The sequence below is a fragment of the Paenibacillus wuxiensis genome, assembly GCF_040195695.1.
Taxonomy (GTDB): Bacteria; Bacillota; Bacilli; order Paenibacillales; family Paenibacillaceae; genus Paenibacillus_B; species Paenibacillus_B suaedae.
In genome coordinates this window covers 41,768-68,260 of sequence record NZ_JBEFZI010000007.1, presented here as the reverse complement: position 1 = coordinate 68,260, position 26,493 = coordinate 41,768, and the positions used below count along the sequence as shown (strand labels likewise).

Below are 26,493 nucleotides of genomic sequence, written 5' to 3'. Positions count from 1 at the left end.
GCAGGCCAATCTTCCTTGATAAGATTGGCCTGCTATTTATGTGGAGGCTGTGCAGCCAGCACATCCATTACAGCTCGGAATACCTCTGTTGCCTTATGCGAAGTGCCAGATTCGTCATCTTCGCTGACGACACTCACTGCATACTGCGGCTTCTCAACTGGGCCGTACCCTACAAACCATGTATGTACGTAAGCCGTCCCAAATGCCTCAGCTTGGGCAGTACCACTCTTGCCTGCAACGTTCCAGGAAGTCTGTTTAAGCGATTGCCCCGTACCGTACTGGACGACATCCACCATCATTTTCATTACGTTACGGGCTGTCTCCAGCTTCATCACTCGCTCCTTTTTGACTTGTACAGGGAATCGAACGATCGGCATTCCTGTGGCATACTGCACTTCCTGAATTAATCGTGGTGATCCGAAGTTTCCATTCTGAAGCAGCGTTACAACGAAGTTGGCTGCAGCCAAAGGTGTCAATCGAACATTCCGCTGCCCGATACCAGATTGAGCTCGTTCTCCTCCCGACACATTCCCCGGCTGTACATTGTCAGGAAATATCCGACTCTCTTCCTCCCCTTCGAAGTGCCGCAAACTCCGGTGGCCCATCCCATCATCCGAAGCCATACCAATAAGCCCGCTTAGCCCCATTGTCTTGGCATAGTTCAATAGCTGCTTCCCTGTCAATCGTTCTCCCAACTCAGCAAACACTTCATTGCACGACTCTGCCAATGCCTCGCGCAATGTCAACGTACCATGCCCTTCTGGCAGCCAGCACGCTAGACCGTACTTCCCATAATGCCCATCGCAGGAAAAGCGTTCATTCAGTTGCGTCAGTCCCGCTTCCATTGCGGCAGCCGCAATGAACAGCTTATAGACAGACCCCGGCGGGAGGGCCTTAGTCGCCCGATTATTCCACGCTGCCTTCTCCGGCTCAATATGATAAGGATCTGCGGCAGGGCGGGACACCATCGCCACCACATCCCTTGTTGCTGCATCAAGGACGACTACCGATCCCTTCTCAATATGATACCGATCAAGTACTTGCTCAATAGTAGCTTCGATTGTCTGATCCGTTGTCGTAATAAGCTTTAATGGATAATATGGATTATCAGGACGCCGCAAGCGCACATCGAGTCCATGCAGCGGCAGTTGACTTGCATCTGTATAATGGACGACAGTCGTGGCGCCCAATCCCTTGAGCAATGGTTCAAACGTTCGTTCCAAACCCGATACACCAACAATACTTGAATCAGCATTGTTGCCACTCTTCTTGAGATGCTCATTGTTCGATATATCCGTCATATCCGCGATAGCCCCTACCCATTGCGGAGTGTGCTGACGAAGCGGATATCGAACTGTATATGGAAGTACTCGAATCCCTTCCCAATCAGATAATTGAACTCGATCGGCCTGCTCCGCGCTCAGCTCGAAGGGCAATTTTTTATCCTTCTCATTCGGCCAAATGTAAGGTTCGACAAGCTCCTCCCATCGACGCCGGACTTCTTGTTCTGACTCGTGCAGCCAGAGCGCCATGCTCCGAACTGCATCCGTACGAATAGCATTTTTATTCACTGGGAAGAGGACAAGGGCCTTCACGACCTGACCCGTATACGGGCGCCCAGCCCGATCTACGATCGAGCCGCGTCCATCATCCAGTACTGCACCACGTGCCCGTTGAATGACGGTGCGCTGCAGAACAGTATGGACTCCATCATCCACCTTGCTGTGCACGAACAACAGCTGGAGCCAGCCTAATCTAACAATATAGATTCCGATCATTACGGTAATGGCACATGCGAGCAGAACAAGCCGATTGTACATGAGCTTCTGCCGCTTCGAACGTTGGCGCGACAACACTTCATCCACCTCCTTCTCCACAAACGATGTCCGTTTCTTCTTATTAGTACCATTACTGCCCACTTCTCCTTATGCATAACCACAAGCGCTAGTTCATGCGCCAACCTATCCTTTTGATCACACCTACTCGGCATTATTTCTGCACAAAAAAAAGCCCCTACCATTCCGGTAAGGGCTCACTTATTCCGTTATTCTAAATCATTTACGCTTTGGCATTCTTCTTACGCATCATATCGAAATACGTAACTGGCTGTTCGACCTTCATACGCACGAGTTGCAGCGGATGGCGAGCTGCATCCAGCTCATTGCCTTCTGTATCCCACAGCTTCTCTACCTTTTGCTTGAAGAACGTATTGTTCGGGCCGAAGAACTCAACCTCGGCTCCAACCTTGAAGTGATTGCGCTGTTGAACCGTCGCTATGCCTGTCTCAGCATCGTAGTCCATAACCAATCCAGCGAAATCATAAGGTGCCGGCTTGTCTTCCGGCTCGTAAATATGATCCTCATGATCCGGCTCTTCGTAGAAGAAACCTGTATTGACAGGACGGTTAGCCGCCTTGTAAATCTCATCCAGCCATTCCTGCTTCAGCTCATAATTGTCCGGATCGGCCATATACGCATCAATGACTTTCCGATACACATTAACGACCGTAGCCACATAGTGAATCGACTTCATCCGGCCTTCAATCTTGAAGCTGTCCACCCCAACGTCGATCAGATCCGGCAGATGCTCAATCATGCACAAGTCCTTCGCGCTCATGGCGAACGCATTGTCATTCTCATCGAACAACGCCTTTTGATTGACGCCCAGACGGAACTGCTCCAATACAGAAGAACCGGAAGCTTCCTCTTCGCTGATCATATCCATGGCATCTGCACGGTCATCCTCGAACAGATCGTATTTCCAACGGCATGATTGGCAGCAGCCGCCACGGTTGGAATCACGGTTTGTGAAGTGGTTGGACAACACGCAGCGTCCAGAATAAGAAGAACACATCGCACCATGAATAAAGGCCTCAATTTCGATGTCAACGTGATTTTTCATTTCCTGAATCTCATCCATGCTCGTCTCCCGAGCTAAGACGACGCGAGGCATGCCTTCATCTTTCCAGTATTGAATCGTCTGCCAGTTCGCGATGGACTGCTGTGTACTTACGTGAACCTCCAGCTTCGGCGCCACGCGCATGGCAGTATCAATGATAAATGGATCTGCAGCAATAATGGCACTAATGCCCGCATTCTCCAGATTGCGAAGATACTCTTCCAAGCCTTCGACATCTTCATTATGCGCATAAATATTCGTCGCTACGAACACCTTCGCCCCATATTTTTTAGCAAACTCCACACCTTCACGCATTTCTTCAAAGCTGAAATTGTCCGCATTGGAACGCAGACCGTATTTTTGCCCGCCAATATATACGGCATCCGCACCGTAGTGAATGGCGAACTTCAACTTCTCCAAATTACCGGCGGGAGCAAGTAATTCCGGCTTATCCAAGCGATATCGCTTGCCGTTATATTTACGTTTCGTTTGTGTACTCATCGTTGTACGCCCCCTCCTTAATACATTTGTTCTTTATAGAAAAATCCGAATGAGAGCTCTCGCTCTGGATCTTGAACTGCACGAATGCGTTCCAGCCATTCTTCCTTCATGGAATACCCTTCAGGATCGACAATATAGCTATCAATCGCCTCGCGATACACGCGAACAATGGTTTCATTATAATGAATAGACTTTAAAATTCCTTCGATCTTAAAGCTGTCGATGTGCGCATCGAGCAGCAACTTCAAATCTTCGATGATGCACATATCGTCTGAACTCATGATATGTGTTCCATTCGCATCTTCATACATCGGGAACTTCTCATCCTGACGTTCACGCTCTACGAGGAACAGCTTCTGCTCCATCCCTACCTCATATGTGCCTTCTTCTTTGCCAAGATGACGCATGTAATGATGGACTAAATGGCGCTTGGAATGATAAATATTCGTCATCCCATGGATTTGAACTTGAACTTCCATATCCGGAAGCTCGCGCTTCATCTCTACCACTTGCTCCAGATTCAGCTCGCGGGCAGCAACGATACGGCTTGCGCCACGCTTCTGCCAGTACTGAGCTGTCCGGTAGTTCGTCGATGTCATCTCCGCATTCCACTGCAGACGAAGGGTTGGCGCTGCTGTTCGTGCAACCATAATTACAGCTGGATCGCCATAGGCAATCGCATCAACGCCCAGTTCCTCAAGTTGCTTCAAGTAAGACGACAGATCTCTCAGATGCTCATTATGCATAATATTATTTACTGCAACATACAGCTTGGCGTTATGGCTGCGGACGATCGGTAGGCTTGCCTCGATATCTGCAATGGTCATTTCGCCTGGCATGCGCATGCTATATTTTTCTTCCCCGACGAGGACTGCATTCGCGCCTGCTTGAAGCAAGCGTTCCAATTCCTCAACACTGCCTGCGGTAACAAGCAATTCAGGTTGATAAGTCATGTTCATTTCACCGCTTTCTATTGTGCTGCCGTTTTCTTGCTCTGTTCGATATTACGCTGATGCTCTGGGAATGTCTTGGCGAACAGATGCGTGTGGGTGCCGTCTTTTTTCGTCACATAATACAAATATTCTGAAGCCTCCGGCTTCAATACTGCTTGAATGGAGGCCGTACTTGGACTGGAAATAGGCCCTGGCGGCAATTTATCTATTTTATACGTGTTGTAAGGACTGTCGATTTCCAAGTCCTTATAATACAAACGTTCCTTCGGCTTGTCCAGTGCATATTGAACGGTGGCATCAATTTGCAGACGCATCCCCTTCGCAATTCGATTATCGATGACGCCCGCAATCAATGGACGCTCAGCATCCACAACCGCTTCTCGCTCAACAAGCGAAGCCAAGGTCAGCATATCGTGCAGCGTCAGCCCACGCGTCTTCAAATCGGATTCCCAAGTTGTGGAAGCCTCCGACAATCGCTTCTCTGTCTCTTGCACCATCCGTGCAATGATCTCTTCCTCAGAACTCCCCTTCTTCAACTCATAGGTCTCAGGGAACAAGTATCCTTCAAGTCGATGCTTCAACTTGGCGTCAGTCGGAATATGCGCAGCGATCGGGGCCTGTCCCTTAAGCCAAGCCGTATCATTTGCCAGCTTCAAGAAGCGATTCTTATCCACAACGCCATCATTGCTTAGTTTGTCCGCAATTTGTTCTACGGTATAACCTTCTGGAATTGTGAAGCGAACCATTTCTTCCGGAACGACTTCCCCGCTGTTGAGCTTCGCGATAATGTCGTCATAGGTAACACCGGGACGGAACGTGTATTTCCCCGCTTGGAAGCGGCTTCCCTCCCCGTTCCATTTCAAATACACTTTAAAAATGAGTGCATTGCGAATAATTCCCTGCTCCTCCAGCTGTGATGCGATTGCTGCTGTTCCAGAGCCCTGTTGGATCGAAACGGGAATCTCCCGTTCTTCTTGCGCGAGCGGACGCATTCCGCTCCATATATAACCAACACCAGCGCCAGCTACGAGTAGAAGCACAAGGCTGATCGTGAGCAGCACCTTCGAGCCTTTCTTCATCCACACACTCTCCTACATGGAAAAAGAGCGGAAATCCGCCCTTTTTCCGTAAAATATCAGTTAGCCGATGCCATCCATCGACTCTACAAACGACAAATTAAAATTCGTCTCGGTACGTTAATTCATCATACAGCTCAGCTACTTCTTCCCACTCGTCATCATCTTCGATCGTTTCGAGCTCCCAGCCTTCTGCTTCGTTCCCGATAATGCGATACAGTTCCTGCTCCGGTTCTTGAGCACCTTCTGGAAGAAGTACTGCATACGCTCGATCATCAAGCCGGAATTCAGCGATTAACGATAGGACACGACTGTGACCGGCCTCATCCGTCATCTCAACGAATTGACCGAAGGCATTCTTTAGCTGTTCTGTCAATTGAAGTTCAAGTCGTTCGGTCACCCTTCATTCTCCTCATCCGCTGTAAATAACGTATTGAACGTTTCCTCGACAATATTCCATTCTTCTTCGTCCGTAATGGTAAACAGCTTCAAATCGTCGTCCTCTTCTTCATAACGGAACGCATACACTTCATCCGCATCTTCATCATCAGAATCGACAGGTACGACCATCATATATTTTTTGTCCGTGCCATCTACATCGAACTTCATAATGACTTCGAATTCTTCCTCGTTGCCCTCGTCGTCCGGAATATAAATGATCTCCGGTTCTTCTTGCAAATGTTCATCTCGTGTCATAGTAACCCCTCACCTTCTTGATTGATAGTCAAGATATGTTTGTAATATAATGGTTGCCGCCATCTTATCGATGACTTGTCGACGCTTCTTGCGACTGACGTCAGCTTCCAGCAATGCGCGTTCTGCCGACACCGTACTCAAGCGTTCATCCCACAGGTGAACGGGCAATCCGAACGACTGCTTCAACTGTTCTGCAAATGACATGCTTAGCTCGCCCCGAGGTCCGACTGTGCCATTCATGTTCTTCGGCAGTCCAAGGACGAAGGCTTCCACGCCGTGCTCCTTCACAATGTCACCAAGTCGCTTCAGATCATTCTCTGGTTTGCGGCGCTCAATGACTTCAAGTCCTTGTGCCGTCCAACCAAAAGCATCGCTTATCGCGACACCGATCCGTCGATCTCCGTAATCCAAGCCAAGAATCTTCATTCAGTCTCTCCCAGTATTCATCCAGTGATGCTTACTTCTCTATCCGTGCTGCATTCATCCTCGCGACTTATCGGTGATGATTCAAGTAGAAGCGAACTAATTCTTCAATCAGTTCGTCCCGCTCTTTCTTCCTCACGATACTTCGAGCGTTGTTATGCCGCGGGATATAAGCGGGATCCCCGGATAGAAGATAACCAACGATTTGGTTAATAGGATTATATTCCTTCTCGAGAAGCGCATCATAGACAGACAACAGGATATCTTCGTTGGAAGCTTGCTGTTCCTCCGCTTTTACATTGAACTTCATCGTCTTATCCATGGAATTCATCGCTAACACCTCGCTTTACTCTTATCATAACACATACCCGAACAAACTAGAAAATATTCCGATCCAAAGCTTGGCATTGTTCACAAATTTGACGACAATAACCTCCCTCTGGAATCGGATCAGGGAGCCCCTACTGCAGGGCTCCCCTCTCTTATATTATACGCCAAGCTGCTTCCCAACAAGCTCATCCACGAGAGCCAATGCCTCTGGCAGCTTGGAAGCGTCTTTGCCTCCAGCTTGCGCCATGTCAGGACGGCCGCCACCGCCACCGCCGCACACAGAAGCGAGCTCTTTAATCAACTTGCCGGCATGAAGCCCCTTCTTTACAAGCTCTGGAGCAACAGCAACAACGAAGTTCACTTTATCTTCATTTACTGCACCGAGTGCGATAATCGCTTCTGGAAGCTTCGCCTTCAGTTCGTCTGCCGTCGTACGAAGTGCATCCATACCGCCTGCATCGACTTGTGCAGCCAGCACTTGAACACCAGCAACGGTTCTAACTTGGTCTGTCAATTGTCCTGCTTCAATGCTGCTCAGCTTGCTCTTAAGCGATTCATTCTCGCGGGACAGCTCTTTCTCGCGGGAGAACATAGCTTCAATACGCTTCGGTACATCCGCTACATTCGATTTAAGCAAGGAACCTGCTTGCTTCAACAGTTCCAATTGCGCCTCCATATACTGATACGCATGACGGCCCGTTACAGCCTCAATACGGCGTACACCAGAGCCGATGCCGCTCTCGCTTACGATCTTGAAGAGACCGATTTCCGAGGTGCTGCTAACATGGCAGCCACCGCATAGCTCAATGCTGTAATCGCCAACTTGTACGACACGTACAACATCGCCGTACTTTTCGCCGAACAACGCCATTGCGCCCATTTCTTTGGCCTCATCAATCGATTTCGATTCGATAACAAGCTGTGTGCCTTTCCAGATTTGCTCGTTGACACGATGCTCGATGTCCACAAGCTCCTCTTCGCTAATGCTGCCCAAATGTGTGAAGTCGAAGCGAAGACGGTCAGGCTGCACGAGAGATCCTGCTTGGTTCGCATGCTCACCCAATACAATCTTGAGCGCCTTATGAAGCAAATGTGTCGCAGTATGATTCTTAATAATATCCTCACGAATCGCGCGAGCTACTGCAGCTTGTACTTGCATGCCGACACGCAGTGTTCCTTCTTCCACGCGCACTACTGCGATATGCTGACCATGAGGAGCTTTCCATACATCTTCAACTGCTCCTTTGAATCCAGCTGCTGTAAGGACACCGCTGTCGCTTACTTGACCGCCGCTCTCCGCATAGAATGGCGTGCGATCAAGCACTACTTGGCAATTCGATCCTACTTGTGCTTCTTCTGCCATTTCGTTATCCACGATCAGTGCCAGTACACTGGATTCAGTTACCAACTCATTATATCCAACGAACTCGCTTTTAGTCGTGTAATCAGCAAGTGGCCCGCCTTGTACCTTCATGCTTCCCGTATCTTGACGAGCTGCACGGGCACGATCACGCTGTTCTTGCATCGCCTGGTCGAAACCTTCACGATCAACCGTCAATCCATGTTCAGAAGCATAATCTTCTGTCAAATCGAATGGGAATCCATACGTGTCATACAATTTGAACGCTTCTTGTCCGCCAATTTGCGTGCGTCCTTCCTGCTTCGCAGCAGATGCCAAGCTTTCCAGAATCGCCAAGCCTTCTACAAGCGTCTCATGGAATCGCTCTTCCTCGTTTTTGATTACCTTCTCAATGAACTCGCGTTTTTCAACGATTTCGTTGTAATGTGAGCCCATTACTTCACATACCGTCTGTACCAGCTCTACCATGAATGGACGGTCGATACCGAGGATCTTGCCGTAACGGACTGCACGACGCAGCAAGCGGCGGATTACATAACCACGGCCTTCATTCGATGGCAGAACGCCATCGCCTACAGCGAATGTTACGGTACGAACATGGTCTGCGATTACTTTCAAGGCAACGTCGAACTCTGGACGCTCATTATACTTCACGCCTGCAATGCGGCATGTTGCTTGAATGATCGGCTGGAACAAGTCTGTATCGAAGTTGGAGTCGACATCCTGCAAGATTGAAGCGAAGCGCTCCAAGCCGGCGCCTGTATCAATATTTTTGTTCGGAAGCGGCGTGTAGCTGCCGTCCTTGTTATGGTTGTATTGTGAGAATACATTGTTCCATACTTCCAAGTAGCGCTCGTTCTCTCCGCTTGGATAGCATTCTGGATCCTCTTCCAATGTTCCGTACTTCTCTCCGCGATCGTAGAAGATCTCTGTACAAGGACCGCAAGGGCCTTCCCCGATATCCCAGAAGTTGTCGTCGCCTGTCTTCACAATGTGGTCAGCAGGAAGGCCGATCTTCTCATTCCACAGCTTGTACGCTTCTTCATCATCGTTATGGACAGTAACATAGAGACGATTCGGATCGAAGCCAATCCATTCTTTGCTTGTCAAGAACTCCCAAGCCCATGTAATAGCTTCCTCTTTGAAATAATCGCCGATGGAGAAGTTCCCCAGCATTTCGAAGAACGTATGGTGACGGCGAGTCTTGCCGACATTCTCGATATCGTTCGTACGAATACATTTTTGCGAGTTTGCGATACGCGGGTTCTCAGGCTTCACGCGTCCGTCAAAATAAGGCTTGAGCGGTGCCATACCCGCATTAATCCAGAGCAAGGATGGGTCATTGTGTGGTACAAGCGATGCGCTTGGCTCAATGTGATGCCCTTTGCTTTCAAAGAATTTCAACCATTTTTCGCGAATTTCACTAGCTTTCATGAGTAAACGCCCCCAATAGTTTGTTATATAAAAATAAAAAAATCGCCCCTGAAAATCAGGGACGATTCATATATCGCGGTACCACCCTGGTTATCGCATACATCATCCCCCATTTTATCAAGCCTGCGTATCATGCAAGCAAGGGCAAGAAAAGCGTCTGCGATCGCCTCGACGTTGATAACGGGTACGTCCCGGTGAAGTTCCATTCACACTCAGAAATTAGCGTTCAGCTGTTCTTCAAGGTGAAGATTCTTGCAGCCAGCCGGCATATGCCGATCCGGAATCTTCTCTCTGTTCCTAGGGCTTCAGCTTACTCGTTTTCGTCTTCGTTTTGTTCCATATACCTATCCAATAATTTAGTATAAGCAGCAGGCAGACGGTTGTCAAACTTCTTTCGTTTGATCCCATCTGCCTGCTCAACGGATTTTCGCTGAAATGCGATTATCCTAAATATTCAATTTGCTCGAGCATGCGTTTCAGCATAACTGCTGCCTGCGCACGTGTCGCGGTAGCCTTAGGCTGGAATGTATTCGCGGTCATCCCTTGCACGATCCCTGCGGATACTGCCTTGCCTACGCCGTCGCGAGCGTAGCCGCTCACTTGTCCGCGATCATTGAACTTGTTGAGTGCGCTTGGGTTCGAAGCCACATTGCGTCCTGTATATTCCATAGCTCGAACGAGCATAATTGCCATTTGTTCACGGTTGATCGACTCGTTCGGACGGAACGTGCCATTTTCATAACCGCCAATAATTCCTGCCTTGGTCGCAGCCCCAATATAGGGAGCCATCATGCTGGTCTGATTCACATCACGATAAGCGGAAGCACCGGATGCATCAGCTTGAAGCCCCAGCGAGCGTGCCAGCAAAATCGCGAATTGCCCGCGCGTAATGTTGGCGTTTGGTGCAAATGCATTATTGCTGACGCCCTCAATGATATACTTTGATGCCAATTCGCGGATGGCGTCTCGTCCCCAGTGGTCTTTAATGTCCGAGAAGTCCTTCGAGCGATCCATCATGGCAACGGAACGATTGCCCTTGAACTGGAAGGCGTATACCGCAACGCCTAGCTCCTGCTTCGTCACTGTAGGCACATATCCCGCCTTGTTCAGCACGGAATCATAACGAACGGCTGATGCATTACTACGCTGTATCAATTGTGCGTTGCGCACTTTATATTTCAAGTTAGCCTCAATTGTACGCGGCGTAGCGGAGCCAGCAAATGCCGACAAGCGGAATTCAATCGGATTGACACGCACGCGTGCACCTGTATCGTTCAGGCTGCGCAGCAATGCATTGGAATCCGATCCCGACTGTGATTCTGCTTGAAGCAGCAGATATGCCTGATTGTTTCCCCACTCGCGTTCAAGCGCACGGAAATCCAGCTCACGAAGCGGTACCGACATCAATATATCGCCATAACGAATGGAGAAAATCGCATCATTCGCCTTATTGTATACTTCATTCAACGTTTGCAATGGAACAGCAACCACTGCTCCGCGCTCGGATGTCGGCACATCAAATGCCAGATGATTACGCGTGCCGTTCTTGAGTACATATTCAAAAGATGATTTCAACTTTGTTGCCGGTATTGTATAACGCTTCGCAGTGCTTCCGCTCAAGGAACGATCAGAGCTTGTGTCCGCTGCCGAACTGGAGAGCAAATACCATCCATCATCCAAGAACCAGCGGAACGTAGCCGGTTGCAAATCTCCGGGACGTGTCGTGGAACCATCAGTTTTATTCGTAACGGTCGTAGAAGCAAACGACTGCAGCGAATTCCCTGCCAAGTCCTTAATCGGATTTTTACCCTGCAAGTAAGCAACTGTTACCGCACTGTATGCATTGACCGCTTCGTCCAGCGTCAAGGTAACTTCTTCATTGCGTGTCGAAGCACGCTTTACCTTAATCACCCGATTGTCCGAGTGCACCACGAATTGAGATTCATCCGGCGAAGGCAATTCCTTCAAGCGCTCGGAGAAGACAAGTGTCATCGTGCTGCCCTTCACAGAAGCTGAACGCAAAGTTGGAGCCGTTCGGTCAGAACCATTATCCACCTTCTTCAAGGTAAATACAGGAGCCTTGTTCCCCGCCAGATCCGAAATACGAGGTTCACCCGTACCTGGCACATAGGATACCGTGACATCATCACCATCGCTAACACTGGAGCTCAAGATCAGATTAACCACGTTATCACGCACTTGAACAGAATCGACATTTCGGGATGAGCGATTGACATACACCGAGAAATGACCGCGCGGCGGTACTTTGCTCGTGTCTAATTGCTCATTATAAGTCAACGTCAGCAGGCTCCCGCTTACTTCTGCCCGTTGAAGCACTGGCGCCTTCGTATCCGCATCATTGCGCGCCAGCACATCTGTAAATGCTTCAAGCTTGTTGCCGCTCCGATCCGTCAACGGATATCGATCTGGCTTGTAACTTACTCGCACCGTTTGATTATCGCGGATTACATAAATAAGCGACAGCGTTACCTTCGAGCCGTCCACAGATATGCGGCTGACTGTCTTCTCGCTTCCATCCACGGTCACCTTGAATTGCTCATAAGCACGCGCCGACACTGTATCCAGCGGCTCCGACATATCCAACACTACCTTCATGCCTTGCGCATTCGCTTGCTTCACAACAGGAGGCGTACGATCAACCTCATTGCTTACCGATACTTTCTCAAATGCAGCAGCCGCATTGCCTGCCGTATCCTGAATAGACTTGCGGTCAGCACCAGGACGATAGGAAATGGAAATGCTCTGACCCACAGAGACTCCGTTCTCCAGGCTTACATCCACATAATCGCTGCCCATAGCCGTACCCGTTACACGGCGTGTGTCACCATTTACCCATACTTCGAAGCTTGCAGCTGGTGGAACCGAGGTCTTCTTCAATTCCTTGTCGAACGTTAAGCGAATCGTGTCCACCTTGCTCAGCGCAGCGGACTTCAACGATGGAGCCACTGTATCCGGATTGCCTGTTGTGAATTTCCATGTATTCAATCCAGCATAAGACTTCCCACTTGCATTGCGCAGAGAATCTGCCGCAATCTCGATCGTGTAATCCATATTTGGCTTCAATTGTTGAACGGGATCAATCGTAATTGTATTTGTTCCGTCTCCCGTAACCCGGTTAGAAGACATCGGCAGCGCTTCGAGCACTTTGCCGTCCTTCGCCTGCTTCATAATGACGCTCCCGCCGGATTGCTTCCATACCTTCTCCTTGAAAGTCAACACAAGCTTGGAATCCACACGGACGTCCCGTTGCCCGATCGCTGGCGATACCGTATCCAACTGAGGCGCTCCAGTATCAGCTGCTGTCGTGAACGTCCACTCCGTAGGGTCATAAATACCCAGGAACTCAGAGCTGCCAGACTTGAACGTACCGAAATCAGCTTGAACCCGATAGGAAGTCCCAGACTCCAACGACTTGGATAGCGTAATCGTTGCTTTTTTCTTCGTATCATCGAGCCGAACTTGGCTGCCGTCTACTGCAACATCTTCTACCTTATCGCCATTTTTCTTTCTTACGGTGATGTTCCCGCTTCCTTTTTCCACTTCACTAGTAAATGTAAGAATAAGTTCAGTTCCGACATTGACATCCGTCGCTCCAGCAGCTGGAGACATGGATGCCACCTTAATTGTTTTCAAGCCCTCTATTTTATCTTTCACTGAGTCTTTAAGCACTGTGCTTGAGTCTGTCTGCGGCAATGCCATTGCGGCATTCGCAGAAAGTTCCATCGCTAAAGCAATGGTGAGCAATATCGCAAGTGTTCGTTTCACGTAGAACTCTCCTCCCTTAATTCCCCGTTCGTTCCCCAGGACGCAGCTTCGCATAGTTTCACGAATAAAATATACGGCGTCCATCCTTAATTACCGCCGTATCCAATTCTTTAAACGCGCCGAACAACATATTTGTTGTTCATAATTGCGAAACTTTCTGAAAAATAGGTCTTAAGTAGGATATTCCGTTCCCGTGATTTCCCTCCACTACCGATAAATGCTCACACTGTCTTTCTTCGGATTTGATAGGCTACAATATGCTGACAGATTACTTTTACGACTGCAAAGAAAGGAACCGCAAGGATTAGCCCCACAACTCCAGCAATCTCCCCGCCCACTAGCAGGGCGAAAATGATCGTCAACGGATGCATATGAAGCGTCTTGCCCACGATCTGTGGAGAAATAATATTCCCCTCTACAATTTGGCAGATGGTATTTACAGAAATGACAAAAATAACCATTTTGAGCGATACCGTCGCTGCGAAGATAAGTGCGGGAGCAGCACCGAAGTATGGCCCGAGATAAGGAATAATATTGAACACGGCTACACATAACGCAAGCAGGAGCGCATAGGGCATGCCAATTATCCAATAGCCGATATATGCAAGCACACCGATAATAAGGCATACGAGAAATTGACCCCGGACGTAGCTTCCTAGTGCAGCATCAATTTCTCTAAATAGCATCACCGTATGCTTGCGATGCGAACGCGGCACATAAGCTATTACCGCCCTCTCGAATACGTCAAAATCTTTCAATATGTAGAAAATGAGGAATGGTACGATAAGCGCAATGAATAGCAAATTAATGGCGGCCCCAATATTCTCCATAAAGTCCGATATCGCTTTGCCTATACGCTCCTCTAGAGCATAAATGGAGTCATTTAATCCGGAACGTACAGATGACGGCATCGTCTTGCTAACCCCGTCCATCATCTGTTCCGCCTTCGCATTTAGGTGGGGCATCTGATTGTTAAGCTCAGCAAGCTGCTTCACCAGCATGGGGATGATATTGACTAAAATCACGGTAACTACCGCAATAAACACTGCATAAATAAGCAGCACTGCCATCGTTCGCGGCACTTTCCGCTCATTGAGCAGGATTACGATCGGATTTAACACATAGGCAATGATCATGGCCACGAAGAAGGGGGCAAGCACGGCCTTGAGGAAGCCGTATACATGCCCGATAAGAGGTTTCATCATAAATAGAAAATAGAGGATGATAAGACCAAGCAGACAATAGATAGCCATTACAAAAAGACGGTTCTTCCAAAAACGCTCCACTGTATTACACACTCCGTTCATGTACGCTTGTGATGTAGAATGCTTGCAATACAGTAAAGTATGTGTAGCCTAGAGAGAAATTAATCCAACTGGTATCCCTTCCTCCATCCGCCATATGCGCTGATTGTCACTGCCGCGGAAGGGAAGTCCTGGACAACGGCGCTCCGCTATGAACGGACCATCAACCAATACATCCACACAGCGAAGCAGCTCTTGCTGGTCAGCTGTTCCTCTTTCAAGCAGCTGCTCCACCGTATATCCCGTATATACCCATATATGTCGACCCGACTGACGCAGTAGCCGGGTCAATTCCTTCACTTCCTTTGCTTGCATGAACGGTTCTCCACCGGACAGTGTGACATCCGTAAGCGGATTGGACAGCAACTCGGCTGCCACCTCCGCTACACTCATTTCCGTGCCGTTCATCATGTTCCACGATTGCGGGTTATGACACCCCTCGCACTGATGGGGGCAGCCGCTGAAGAACACAACTGTACGCAGCCCTTCGCCGTCAACGACACTGTCATGCAAAATAGATAGAACACGCATACTCATCGATGCTTCACCCGCTCCGTCTCTTCCTTCCGCTTCGCAGAGTTCCACTTGTCCATATCCCCTACCAAATAACCGGTAATGCGGCGAATGCGCTCAATCTGCGAACCTGAGCTTCCACACATCGGACAGCTATCTTCAATCGTATCTTGATGGCCGCATGTACGACAGCGATCAACAGGATGATTAAGAGAACCATACCCAATCCCGCTCATCGCCATTGCACGCACGATACGGTCAAGTGCCTGTGGGTTGGCTTTCGCGCTTCCATCCAGCTCAACATACGTGATATGCCCGGCATTGCACAGCTCATGGAACGGCCCTTCGATTTGAATCTTGTCGATTGCTTTCAACGAGTAATAGACGGGTACATGAAACGAGTTGGTGTAATATTTCCGATCCGTAATTCCTTGTCTCACTCCAAAATCATCTCGATCCCGGCTCGTAAATTTACCCGATAGACCTTCAGCCGGCGTCGCGATTAAGGAGAAATTAAGACCTGTCGCTTCAATCGCCTCATCCATTCGCATACGCATATGAGACACGATGCGCATGCCTAGCTTGCGTGCATCCTCAGACTGGCCATGATGGGAACCAACAAGCGCTACAAGCGCCTCAGCAAGTCCAATAAAGCCAACACTAAGTGTCCCCTGCTTCAGGATATCTCCCAGCTCATCCTCGGGTTGCAAGTCCTCGCTTCCGCGCCATACCCCTTGCTTCATAAGAAAAGCAAAGTCACGCACCTGCTTCTTCGATTGATAGTCGAATCGCTCCCTCAACTGCTTCACTGTCAAGGACAGAAGTGAGTCCAATCGGCCAAAGAAATCATCCACACTGGACGACATCATAGCAAGGCGAACAAGATTCAAAGAGGTAAATGACAAGTTCCCTCTGCCGATCGCCGTTTCGTCCCCGTTCACATTGCCCATTACGCGCGTTCTGCAGCCCATGTAGCATGCCTCGCTCTCGGGTGTGCCGTTATCGTACTGCGCATTGAACGGAGCATCGAGAAAGGCAAAGTTAGGGAACAGCCGCTGCGCTGTCGTTTGCAAGGCAAGCTGGTACAGATCATAATTCGGATCAGCAGGATCGAAGTTGACGCCTTTCTTCACTTTGAATATTTGAATCGGGAAGATAGGTGTTTCTCCTCTGCCGAGACCAGCCTGCGTTGCGAGAAGAAACTGTTTAATCAGCATTCTCCCCTCCACAGAGGTGTCCGTGCCATAGTTCAATGAAATGAACGGTACCTGCCCGCCGCCTCTAGAATGCATCGAGTTCGCATTATGAATGAATGCCTCGCAAGCCTGATATACGTCACGCTCCGTTAGTCTCCACGCCTCTGTCTCTAGATCGAAGTCTGCTTGCAGCGGCAGTGATTCCATATAGCGAATATGGCGATTGAATGTCTTGCGCACATAAGGGGCCACATCATAATCGAACATCGGATACGCCTGTCCGCCATGCTGCTGGTTTTGGTTCGCCTGCAATATAATCGATGCCAGCGCAAGCGCGCTCTTAATATCCTGCGGCTCGCGCATATATCCATGACCTGTGTTGAACCCCTGCTTCAACATCTTGCCCAGAGGAATCTGGCAGCACGTTGTCGTACCGGAAGCATAGAAATCAAGATCATGTGGATACATCAAGTTCTGCTCCACTGCATCTCTTACGTCTGCAGACAGCAGATGTTGAACCGCATACCAGCGTGCGCTTTCGCTAGCGATCTTCCCCATCATACCCATTGGCGATCTTCCATCTACATTCGCATTTTCCTGCATCAGATCCTGATTGCCACCGTCAACAATCTCATGCAGCGATGCCGTCAGCCGCTCTGTGCTGGTCCGTTTGCTCCGATCCCATACTGCGTTCGTCCGTTTCATGGATACCATCGTCATATCAACTCATTCCTTTCTCTTTATGTACCATCATTTTCAGTGCAATTTGTCTATGTTAACTATATCTAGTGTTGTTATTTGAAAATGAGCACAATATGCATTATGAACGAACTCTTTTTCTCACAATATGAGATTCATCACGGACAAATGGCCGACCATGCAAAAAGCGCCCGCAATCGCCTCTACAAGGCGATTACGAGCGCTCATGTTCCATATGGTGGATATTTCTGCCTGACCCTTACGATGAAGCCTGCGCCTCTGGGAACGAAGGTGCAGCAAATTCATCACCAAAAAACAAGTCATCCAGAGAGCTTAATGTGCCATCCTCTTCGACCTGGTAAACAGACATCTTGTCACCGTTCACCGTCAGCTCTATATAACATCCCCAGCAATAAAATTGGTGGGAACCAATTTTCCCGATATCTTTGGAATTGCAATTCGGGCATCGCAACATCGTATTCACCATTCCGTCCATTGACTAATTTGTTCGTACCGTTCAGGTTATCCGCCATCCTCGAAGATGATAACATCTGATCCCCATTTCAAGCGGCTTGTCCCATCTATCCGCCGTCTGCCTTCCAACAAGTCAGACAGCAAACCGTCTGAAATTTCCAGACCTGTTACTTGGTTACCCATATTTGGCTGAAAATAAACATCGGCGACCCATCCTAATTGCGATCCTTCACTTGTCATGACAGGCAAATCCTTCAACGCTCCATTCCCTGTCAAGAAAGCCCTCTCTATATGGATAGCCTCCGTATGCCGGATGGCTGTATCATTCGCGATCATTATTGCATCCTCACCACAAGCCGTTACCTCTTCCCAGCTCACAGAAGGAGGTGGTGATCCCTTGCGGGAACGACCTTCAAGCTCTATATGTGTGATAGTCCAATCATTCGATATGCGGATATCCTTTACCTTGGTCAACCGCTTCCCCGTCTCGATTCCGTATACGGGAAGGCCGATTAGTTCCAACAGCTTCATATCGGGGCCCCCTCTTCAGCTAACGGCATTCACTTCAAAATGCAGGACGTTCCTCATCAGAATCAGGGAGATTCTCATTTCACGTACGTCCCCGGCCAACATGCCGCGTTATCTTCAAACGCCCCTCCTTTCACGCTGTGACAGTTCCCTTACTGTCTAGTACGAACACGTGATACGATGGTTGCAATTTGTTGCGCAGCGCAAGCAGCCTCTTCCCTAGTATTGCCCAAACCGAAGCTGAATCGTACAGCCGTTCTCTTGCGCTCATCTGGTAAATCCATAGCCTCTAGCACATGCGACAATTCAAGCGAGCCTGATGTGCAGGCAGATCCGCTCGATGCCATAATTCCCGCCAAGTCCAAATTCATCAGCATTGTCTCCGTAGGCACATCCAAGAAACTGACATTCAATATATGAGGCAAATGCTCAGTAGGATGGCCATTCATGACCACTCGATCGCCGAGAACTGCTGACAACTCTGTCCACAGCGTGCTGCGCACCTGCGCTAGTTCCTCCAGCTTCGCTGGAAGTGAGCCATTCGCTATCTCCATTGCCTTCGCCATTCCGGCAATCCCTGCTGCATTCTCCGTCCCTGCTCTGCGCTTGCGTTCTTGGCTTCCACCATACAGCAGAGGATCCCAGTGAACACCTGCGCGAGCATAGAGAACGCCTACTCCCTTGGGGCCATTAATCTTATGGGCAGAGAAACTGGCGAAGTCAACCGGCAAAGCGCGCAGTTCGAGCTTCAAATGGCCGAGCACCTGAACAGCATCCGTATGCATCAGAATGCCACGCTCACGTGCCAAGCGGCCAATTTCTTCTATCGGCTGAAGCGTGCCCACCTCGTTGTTGCCATACATGACACTAATGAGACAAGTATGCGGGCGCAGTGCAGCTTCAATTGCCTCAACCGATACTCGACCCATCTGATCCGGCGCAACATAAGTAACCTCGAAGCCCAACTGCTCCAAGCGCTCGCATGCATGCAGCACTGCATGATGCTCCAATTGAGTCGTCACGATATGCGGCTTGCGTGCGGATGCATCGCCACTGCTACCTTGTTGAGCAGCAGTTTCTGACGATTGCTGCAGCCAGGCAGACCATGCTGCACCGAAGATGGCAGCATTATCCCCTTCCGTTCCTCCACTCGTGAAGACAAGCTCCTGCGGCTGGCAGCCCAACTGGGCGGCAATATGATCGCGAGCTTGATTCAAGGCGAGCTTCGCTTCACGTCCGAACGCATGAACGCTGGAAGCGTTTCCGAACACTTGATGCATACTGTCGGTCATGGCTTGAAGTACGTCCGGATGAAGCGGAGTTGTCGCTGCATGGTCAAAATAGATGCGTTCCATTGTATTCCCTCGTTTCTGCTAATCCGTATGACAAATAACAATATCAAACTTCTCTCTCAAGATAAGTGGTCGTCAACCTATAGCTTGCTGTCCATCCATCGTCTAAATATAGAACATGTAGCTGTCCTGGCTTCCCACGTCCTTAAAGTTAACCAGATCGGCAAGAGTCGTGGAATCAAGCACCTGCGCAATGCTGTCCCGGATACGCAGCCACAAGTCACGCTTAGCCGGATCATCCTCTTCCGTGAAGTCGACTGGGGAGATTGGCCCTTCCAGCACGCGAATAATTTCACCTGCTGTAATATGTTCAGGAACGCCTGCCAGTATATAGCCGCCGTATGCGCCGCGAATACTCTTAACCAATCCAGCATTGCGTAGCGGCGCAATCAGCTGCTCCAAATAATGCTCGGACAGTTGGTTCTTCTCTGCAATACTCTTTAGCGACGTTGGGCCTTCTCCACAGCTCTTTGCCAGCTCCATCATAATCGTCAGGCCATAACGGCCTTTCGTTGAAATTTTCATATTATACACCTCATAGTTTTATTATCGTATAAATCCAATGTATTCCGATTAAGGTTCCCTGTATATCGTAACATAACTCTTCTCTTTATGGACAATAAACTGATGTGCTATTCCCGAATTATTTCCATTTGCTTGAAATTTTCTTGACATCATCTCTTATTTCCGGTATACAAGCCCTTATGGTACAATACTAAAGGAAGTGAATAAAACTCACTTTTGTATCAAGCCTGTATTAGTTTCAAGCTATTATGATAAAATCGCGAGCCGATAGCCATTATCGCAAGGCCATTCTTACAGCTCGCAGCAAAGACGGTGATACCATGACAAACTCTAATGCGAACACTCGCGTCGTCGTCGGCATGTCGGGCGGCGTAGATTCCTCGGTGACAGCACTGCTGCTTAAGCAACAAGGCTACGATGTCATCGGCATATTTATGAAAAACTGGGACGACACTGACGAGTTCGGACAGTGTACAGCCGAAACCGACGCGGAAGATGTTCGCCGCGTATGCGAACAAATCGGCATCCCTTATTATACGGTGAACTTCGAAAAGGAATATTTCGATAAGGTCTTCACCTATTTCTTAGACGAATATCGTCACGGTCGTACGCCAAATCCAGATGTAATGTGCAACCGTGAGATCAAATTCGGTGAATTCCTGCAGAAAGCACTCGATCTGGGTGCAGACTATCTGGCGACAGGCCATTACGCGCGTGTCCTTCATGAAGACGGCAAGCATACGCTGCTGCGCGGTGTGGACGGGAATAAGGATCAGACTTATTTCCTTAATGCGCTGAATCAAGAACAACTAGCGAAGGCTATGTTCCCGATCGGCCATCTGCCGAAGCCGGAGGTTCGCCGCATTGCAGAAGAAGCAGGACTAGCCACTGCCAAGAAGAAGGACAGCACCGGCGTATGCTTCATCGGTGAACGCAACTTCAAGCAGTTCCTGAGCCAGTACTTGCCTGCACAGCCTGGACAGATGATTGACATCCGTACAGGCGAGGTGAAGGGCCGCCATGACGGGCTTATGTATTACACGCTAGGTCAACGCCAAGGCTTGGGCATAGGCGGCTCAGGCAACGGAGAGCCATGGTTCGTTGCTGAGAAGGACTTGGCCAACAATGTTCTGTATGTGGTACAGGGCGATGATCACCCAAGCCTCTATTCCACAGGGCTCGTTGCATCTCAGGTCAACTGGATCGAAGGCGACATGCCAACTGAACCGATCCGCTGCACAGCCAAATTCCGTTACCGTCAGCCTGACCAAGGCGTTACTCTCCAGAAGAATGCGGACGGAACAGTTGAGGTAACATTCGACGTCAACCAACGCGCTGTAACACCTGGACAAGCAGTCGTCTTCTATGATGGCGACATTTGCCTGGGCGGTGGCACGATTGATGTCGTCCACAAATTGAAGGCGTAACACCCAGCAGGATTGCTGAACGAATACAGGGGGTTATCCCGCACTGTGGAATTTTCACACGGTGCAGGATAACCCCCTTCGTCATTGGTTCTAAATGCTTGATGCCGGATTCAGCATCGCATCATGGCTGGTTGCCGCCCCCAGCTTCTTCACATGAAGTCGCGCAATCCGGAAATGATCTGTCTCCTCAATGATGAATTCGTACTCAAAGGCGCCTTCCACTCGAGTTCGCAGCCCCACTCTCGGAGGTACCTCCACCATGGCATACATCCAGCCGCCAATTGTATCATAATCCTCGGAAGAAATATTCGTCCCGAAGTACGCATTCACTTCTTCAATCAGCAAACGTCCATCAATCGAATAATTGGTTTCATTTTTCTTCTCAATTTGCGGACGCTCTTCATCAAATTCATCCTGAATCTCGCCAACGATCTCTTCCATAATATCTTCTAATGTGACCAAACCGGCTGTCCCACCGAATTCATCAATAAGCAGCGCGATTTGCACCTTATTTTTCTGCATCAGTTTCAACAAGGCACTAATTGACATCGATTCTGGGACACTTAACATTGGCCGAACAATCGAATGAATGCTCTCCAAATCATCAGGAGCCTTCACAATGTCGCGAATATGGATAAAGCCGATAATATTATCCTTATCGTTATCGCATACCGGATAACGAGTATGCATTTCCGTCAGCACTTTGGTCTTGTTTACTTCAAATGAATCCTCTGCATACAAACAGACCATATCGGTTCTTGGAATCATAATTTCCCGTGCATGCGTTTCCGTAAAGTCGAAAATGTTGTCTACAAGTGCCAATTCAGTATTATCAATGAGACCGCTCTTATGGCTTTCCTTCACTAGGATACGAATCTCTTCTTCCGTATGAGCTGATTCATGCTCAGAAGCCGGCTCGATGCCGAATACCTTCAGCACCATATTAGCCGTACCATTCAATAGCCAGATGAACGGATACATCACTTTGTAGAATAAGCTTAATGGTCCTGCAGTCCACAATGCTACACGTTCCGATTTGCGTATCGCAAGCGTCTTAGGCGCAAGCTCGCCGAGAACGATATGCAGCACGGTAATGATAATGAAGGCGATAGCAGTAGATATCGATGTAATCACCGCATTACTTGCACCAAGTGCCGTCAACGGTTCATACAGCAGCTGTGCGACAGTCTTCTCCCCGATCCATCCGAGACCAAGAGAAGCAAGCGTAATTCCCAATTGGCAGGCAGACAAGTAAGCATCCAAATGCTCTGTCACATGCCGAGTCAGCTTCGCTTTCGCATTCCCCTCCTGCACGAGTGTATCCAGACGACTTCCGCGCACCTTCACCATCGCGAACTCTGCCGCAACGAAAAAGCCATTCAAAAATACTAATAGCAGTACAAACAACAATCCCCAAAATATCGGTAACGGATCACTACTCACCCGATCTCCTGCCCACTCCCACTTCGAAACGGACAGGAACACCTCCCCATACAATAAAATAAAGACATATATATATTATATAAGAAAATACATAAGAATCCTACTCCCATACGCCTCATCGTTGAACATATGAGAATTAGCGGGATTTGTTGTCTTTATGTATATTCTTTCTTTATATCGTCCTATCACCATTTTTGTTGAATATGAATCGGAACAATCAGTCTGCGCTTTCGCGAAATTACTGCTCAATCGCGTATCGAACTGCTTCATTTAACAGCTCAAGTATATAAGCATCATCGCAAATATATAAAATATTTTGACCTTCTCTGCGATATCTGACGAAGCGATATGCACGAAGTGTTTTCAACTGATGAGATACTGCCGATTGTGACAATTGCAGAGCGTCAGCGACTTGATTTACGGCGCATTCCTCACGCGCAAGAAGTGACAAAATTCGAATACGTGTCGGATCACCCAACGCTTTGAACGTTTGCGATACCCGCTCCAGTACATCTGCATCCAAATCTTTTCCCAGGAAATAATTCATCTTCTTCTTCTCCTTTGTGTTGTTCATCTATATCTGGCTGCTTATGCGTGGGAACGAGATGAACATACCTACATATGTATGGCCCTGTTGCCTGTAGGTTATGACAAAGCGAAGAAAAATAAACATGGATTCCGAAGGAATCCATGCCAATTGATTCAGAGCATGCATGAAGCCTGCTCCTACACAGCAGGAAGTGGTGTAGGAGTAGGTTCTGCATATCCCTCTTTGTATTTGGTATCAATAGCTTGGCGAATGTCTTTGACCGACTTCCCGTCCCTCAGCATGAGGGACGCCTCTACGGCAATATCAAGGCACACACCACAGCGAGTGCCGTGATCATCCCATTCGATCTTCGCCTCTTCCTTCGAGGCGACGAAGCAATTTAAATTGCTCTGGTGGCCAGCTACTTCTCCGCATCCGCAATAACAAGGAATATATTGAAGTAATTCACTGTTCGCAGCAGCCAGTTGATAAATTTGTCGCATTTCCTTCTGTTTGTCATTCAAAAAAGGCGGAAGTTCGGCAACCGATGCCGTCGTTTGACGCAGATCGCCATTCTTCATCAGACGTTCATGATCTCCTGATGCTTGTCCGGCATGTTCTGCGCCTTCTTTGCCCGCAGGAGAACTGCCACAGCCTGCGACAATTGTTAATGCGATAAGACCAATAACCAATGAAAATGGTGCGAGTCGATTCAGACGATGTCCTTTGTTTCTGTTAGCTCTGTGCCTACGAATGAACATGAAAATACCTCCATCAAAGTATTCATTTCAAATTCAGTACAGGTCTGTCTACATTAAACGTACTAAACGTCGCCTCGCCCATGCGAGCCTCTTCTCCGCTCTTGGTTGATGCGCATCTTCGCTTCTGTCCCCTGCTCGTTCGCCATAAAGAATACCCGCTTCTTGATTAGGTCAGGCAGGTATTGCTGCTCTACATAGTGTCCTGGGTAGTCGTGTGGATACTGATAGCCCTTGTGTCCGAGCTTGTCCGCGCCTTTATAATGGGTATCTCGCAAATGCAATGGCACTTCAGCAGTCTTAATATCTTCAAACGCCTGCATGACGCGAGCAATGGCAAGCGGTATCGAGTTGGACTTCGGACTTTCTACCGCGAATAAGATAGCTTGTGCCACGATGTACTTCGACTCCGGCCAGCCAATTCGATGATAGGCCTCCAATGCGCTCACAGCCTGCACCATTGCTTGCGGGTTCGCCAATCCGATATCCTCGCTGCATGCAACGGTTAATCTGCGAATGAACGTCATTGGATCCATGCCCAGCTTCTCTACCGCATACAGGAACCAGTACAATGCCGCATCACTGGAGCCGCGAATACTCTTGTGGAAGGCGGACAAGACGTCATACTGTACAGATTCATCTGCCTGCACAGTCGGCCGCCGAACGGATTCTTCCGCCACTTCCAGCGTAATGTGGACTGTCCCGTCTTCCTCCGGTGTCGTCGTCATTGCCGCCATCTCCAGCGCGTTCAATGCCCGGCGTATGTCACCATTCGCCATGGAAGCGATATGTTCAAGCGCATCCGGGTCTGCCTGAATCGGCATGAAGCCAAGCCCACGCTCCTTATCCACCAAAGCACGCTTCATCGCCATCAGCGAGTGCTCCTTCGTGAGCGGCTTTAATTGGAACAAGGTCGAACGACTGATCAACGCTCCATTTACATGATGGAATGGATTTTCCGTTGTTGCGCCGATGAATATAATCGTCCCCTTCTCAACGGCAGGCAGCAAGGCATCCTGCTGCGATCGATTGAAGCGATGAACCTCATCCAAGAACAGAATGGTCTTGGTGTTGTACATCTTCTTGTTCGTATCCGCCTGTTCAATTACAGCTCGAACATCCTTAACTGATGCATCGACAGCATTTAAACGAACGAATTCACCCTTTGTCTGCTCCGAGATGATATTCGCGAGCGTTGTCTTGCCGCAGCCTGGGGGGCCATACAGTAATATCGAGGAGACCCGATCCGCTTCAATCGCTCTCCGCAGCAGTCTCCCCGGCCCTACAATATGTTCTTGGCCAATATATTCTTCCAATGTTCTTGGCCGGATTCGATCAGCCAGCAATCGCATCGTCGGATGCTGCTGTTCTTCCCCATAAGAGAATAGATCCATATCTGTCACCACGAATTACAAGTCTGCCAGCATATCGCGAATCACGACACTGACCATAATAAGCCCGGCTACCGGCGGTACGAATGCGTTACTGGATGGCGGCTGCTTCGCCTTGCGAATATCAGGGGCAGTATCCGGTACGATGCGCTCCGTAACATCCTCACGCGGCTTGATCGGCTCCTCTGTAGAGAACACAACCTTGACCCCTTTGCGAATGCCATCCTTGCGCAGCTTTTGCCGAATGACGCGGGCAATCGGGTCGTAAGATGTCTGTGAAATATCAGCCACTTGGAAGCGCGAGGGATCCATCTTGTTCGCCGCACCCATGCTGGAAATGATAGGTATTTTACGTTTCAAACATTCTTTGATCAAGTGAATTTTATATACAATCGTATCTGATGCATCGACAACATAATCTAGCTCATACTTGAACAGTTCCTCATAGGTTTCTTCCGTATAGAACATGTTAAGCGCGATCGCGTCACAATCTGGATTAATTAGCTTAATCCGCTCACGCATCAACTCCGCCTTCTTCTGACCTACTGTTGTCGTCAAGGCGTGAATTTGCCGGTTAATGTTCGTAATATCGACTGTATCTTTATCAATGAGAATAATTCGGCCTACACCGGTGCGTGCCAACGCTTCTGCAGCCATTGAGCCGACACCGCCGATTCCTAGAACTGCAACTGTGCTGTTTTTCAGCTTCTCTAATCCTTCAGGTCCAATTGCGAGTTCCGTACGTGAAAATTGATGCAGCATAACGTCCTTTTCCTCCTGCGTCTCATTATCCATGCATGGTTTATGCATCGTGTGATGTGCAATATTTGCACGTCAATTGGCACACGCCTGCACAAATGGCAACACTTCTGCACAAAAAGCCATCATGCATCAAGT

General features: G+C 48.9%; 23 protein-coding genes. 1 reads left to right on the top strand and 22 read right to left on the bottom strand.

Going from position 1 to position 26,493, the window contains the following annotated elements:
• Positions 1-32 precede the first annotated feature (32 nt).
• From ABN764_RS16795 to cymR, 17 genes are all read right to left on the bottom strand, one after another.
• Positions 33-1,919: a peptidoglycan D,D-transpeptidase FtsI family protein gene (locus ABN764_RS16795; RefSeq protein WP_446672575.1), complete on the bottom strand. Its 1,887-nt coding sequence runs from the start codon at positions 1,917-1,919 to the stop codon at positions 33-35.
• A 139-nt stretch (positions 1,920-2,058) separates the two neighbouring features.
• Positions 2,059-3,399: a peptidase U32 family protein gene (locus tag ABN764_RS16790; protein WP_174811197.1), complete on the bottom strand. Its 1,341-nt coding sequence runs from the start codon at positions 3,397-3,399 to the stop codon at positions 2,059-2,061.
• Between the two features lie 17 nt (positions 3,400-3,416).
• Entirely contained in the window at positions 3,417-4,352 is a 936-nt protein-coding gene (locus ABN764_RS16785) for a peptidase U32 family protein (RefSeq protein WP_446672574.1), read from the bottom strand.
• Positions 4,353-4,369: 17 nt separating this feature from the next.
• A complete protein-coding gene (gene mltG, locus ABN764_RS16780; RefSeq protein ID WP_446672573.1) occupies positions 4,370-5,431 on the bottom strand; it encodes an endolytic transglycosylase MltG in 1,062 nt (353 codons plus the stop codon).
• 97 nt (positions 5,432-5,528) lie between these two features.
• A complete protein-coding gene (locus tag ABN764_RS16775) occupies positions 5,529-5,828 on the bottom strand; it encodes a DUF1292 domain-containing protein (protein WP_028531388.1) in 300 nt (99 codons plus the stop codon).
• Positions 5,825-6,124, bottom strand: a complete 300-nt coding sequence (locus ABN764_RS16770) for a DUF1292 domain-containing protein (RefSeq protein WP_021257000.1) — start codon at positions 6,122-6,124, stop codon at positions 5,825-5,827. Before ABN764_RS16770 ends, ABN764_RS16775 begins: the two co-directional genes overlap by 4 nt.
• A 9-nt stretch (positions 6,125-6,133) precedes the next feature.
• Positions 6,134-6,550, bottom strand: coding sequence for a Holliday junction resolvase RuvX (gene ruvX, locus ABN764_RS16765; protein WP_021257001.1), 417 nt, complete (start codon positions 6,548-6,550; stop codon positions 6,134-6,136).
• A 67-nt stretch (positions 6,551-6,617) separates the two neighbouring features.
• Complete coding sequence (locus ABN764_RS16760) at positions 6,618-6,878, bottom strand: IreB family regulatory phosphoprotein (RefSeq protein ID WP_005547503.1); 261 nt, start codon at positions 6,876-6,878, stop codon at positions 6,618-6,620.
• Between the two features lie 156 nt (positions 6,879-7,034).
• Entirely contained in the window at positions 7,035-9,671 is a 2,637-nt protein-coding gene (alaS, locus tag ABN764_RS16755; protein ID WP_446672572.1) for an alanine--tRNA ligase, read from the bottom strand.
• Between the two features lie 441 nt (positions 9,672-10,112).
• On the bottom strand, positions 10,113-13,457 hold the full coding sequence (locus ABN764_RS16750) for a SwmB domain-containing protein (protein WP_446672571.1): 3,345 nt from the start codon (positions 13,455-13,457) through the stop codon (positions 10,113-10,115).
• Between the two features lie 221 nt (positions 13,458-13,678).
• On the bottom strand, positions 13,679-14,743 hold the full coding sequence (locus ABN764_RS16745) for an AI-2E family transporter (RefSeq protein WP_446672570.1): 1,065 nt from the start codon (positions 14,741-14,743) through the stop codon (positions 13,679-13,681).
• Between the two features lie 69 nt (positions 14,744-14,812).
• A complete protein-coding gene (nrdG, locus tag ABN764_RS16740; RefSeq protein ID WP_268625967.1) occupies positions 14,813-15,292 on the bottom strand; it encodes an anaerobic ribonucleoside-triphosphate reductase activating protein in 480 nt (159 codons plus the stop codon).
• A gap of 2 nt (positions 15,293-15,294) precedes the next feature.
• Complete coding sequence (locus tag ABN764_RS16735) at positions 15,295-17,184, bottom strand: anaerobic ribonucleoside triphosphate reductase (protein ID WP_446672721.1); 1,890 nt, start codon at positions 17,182-17,184, stop codon at positions 15,295-15,297.
• A 244-nt stretch (positions 17,185-17,428) separates the two neighbouring features.
• Complete coding sequence (locus ABN764_RS16730) at positions 17,429-17,644, bottom strand: YrzR-like zinc ribbon domain (protein WP_036592596.1); 216 nt, start codon at positions 17,642-17,644, stop codon at positions 17,429-17,431.
• Positions 17,645-17,691: 47 nt separating this feature from the next.
• Positions 17,692-18,174: a PRC-barrel domain-containing protein gene (locus ABN764_RS16725; protein ID WP_065292198.1), complete on the bottom strand. Its 483-nt coding sequence runs from the start codon at positions 18,172-18,174 to the stop codon at positions 17,692-17,694.
• Between the two features lie 149 nt (positions 18,175-18,323).
• Positions 18,324-19,526 carry a cysteine desulfurase family protein gene (locus tag ABN764_RS16720; protein ID WP_268625941.1) on the bottom strand — a complete coding sequence of 401 codons (1,203 nt, stop codon included), beginning with the start codon at positions 19,524-19,526 and terminating at the stop codon, positions 18,324-18,326.
• A gap of 102 nt (positions 19,527-19,628) precedes the next feature.
• A complete protein-coding gene (cymR, locus tag ABN764_RS16715) occupies positions 19,629-20,048 on the bottom strand; it encodes a cysteine metabolism transcriptional regulator CymR (protein WP_021260656.1) in 420 nt (139 codons plus the stop codon).
• A gap of 320 nt (positions 20,049-20,368) precedes the next feature.
• Between cymR and mnmA the strand changes: the two genes are divergently transcribed.
• Complete coding sequence (mnmA, locus tag ABN764_RS16710) at positions 20,369-21,475, top strand: tRNA 2-thiouridine(34) synthase MnmA (RefSeq protein WP_072730363.1); 1,107 nt, start codon at positions 20,369-20,371, stop codon at positions 21,473-21,475.
• A 90-nt stretch (positions 21,476-21,565) separates the two neighbouring features.
• Here mnmA and ABN764_RS16705 read toward each other — a convergent pair whose 3' ends face one another.
• The 5 genes from ABN764_RS16705 to ABN764_RS16685 form a co-directional block, all read right to left on the bottom strand.
• Complete coding sequence (locus ABN764_RS16705; protein WP_021257012.1) at positions 21,566-22,918, bottom strand: hemolysin family protein; 1,353 nt, start codon at positions 22,916-22,918, stop codon at positions 21,566-21,568.
• 238 nt (positions 22,919-23,156) lie between these two features.
• Positions 23,157-23,465 (bottom strand): ArsR/SmtB family transcription factor, encoded by a 309-nt coding sequence (locus ABN764_RS16700; RefSeq protein WP_021257013.1) that lies wholly within the window; start codon positions 23,463-23,465, stop codon positions 23,157-23,159.
• Between the two features lie 179 nt (positions 23,466-23,644).
• Positions 23,645-24,208: a PCYCGC motif-containing (lipo)protein gene (locus ABN764_RS16695; protein WP_083545230.1), complete on the bottom strand. Its 564-nt coding sequence runs from the start codon at positions 24,206-24,208 to the stop codon at positions 23,645-23,647.
• A 62-nt stretch (positions 24,209-24,270) separates the two neighbouring features.
• Complete coding sequence (locus ABN764_RS16690; RefSeq protein ID WP_072730362.1) at positions 24,271-25,599, bottom strand: replication-associated recombination protein A; 1,329 nt, start codon at positions 25,597-25,599, stop codon at positions 24,271-24,273.
• A 15-nt stretch (positions 25,600-25,614) separates the two neighbouring features.
• A complete protein-coding gene (locus ABN764_RS16685; RefSeq protein ID WP_021257016.1) occupies positions 25,615-26,358 on the bottom strand; it encodes a tRNA threonylcarbamoyladenosine dehydratase in 744 nt (247 codons plus the stop codon).
• Positions 26,359-26,493: the final 135 nt, after the last annotated feature.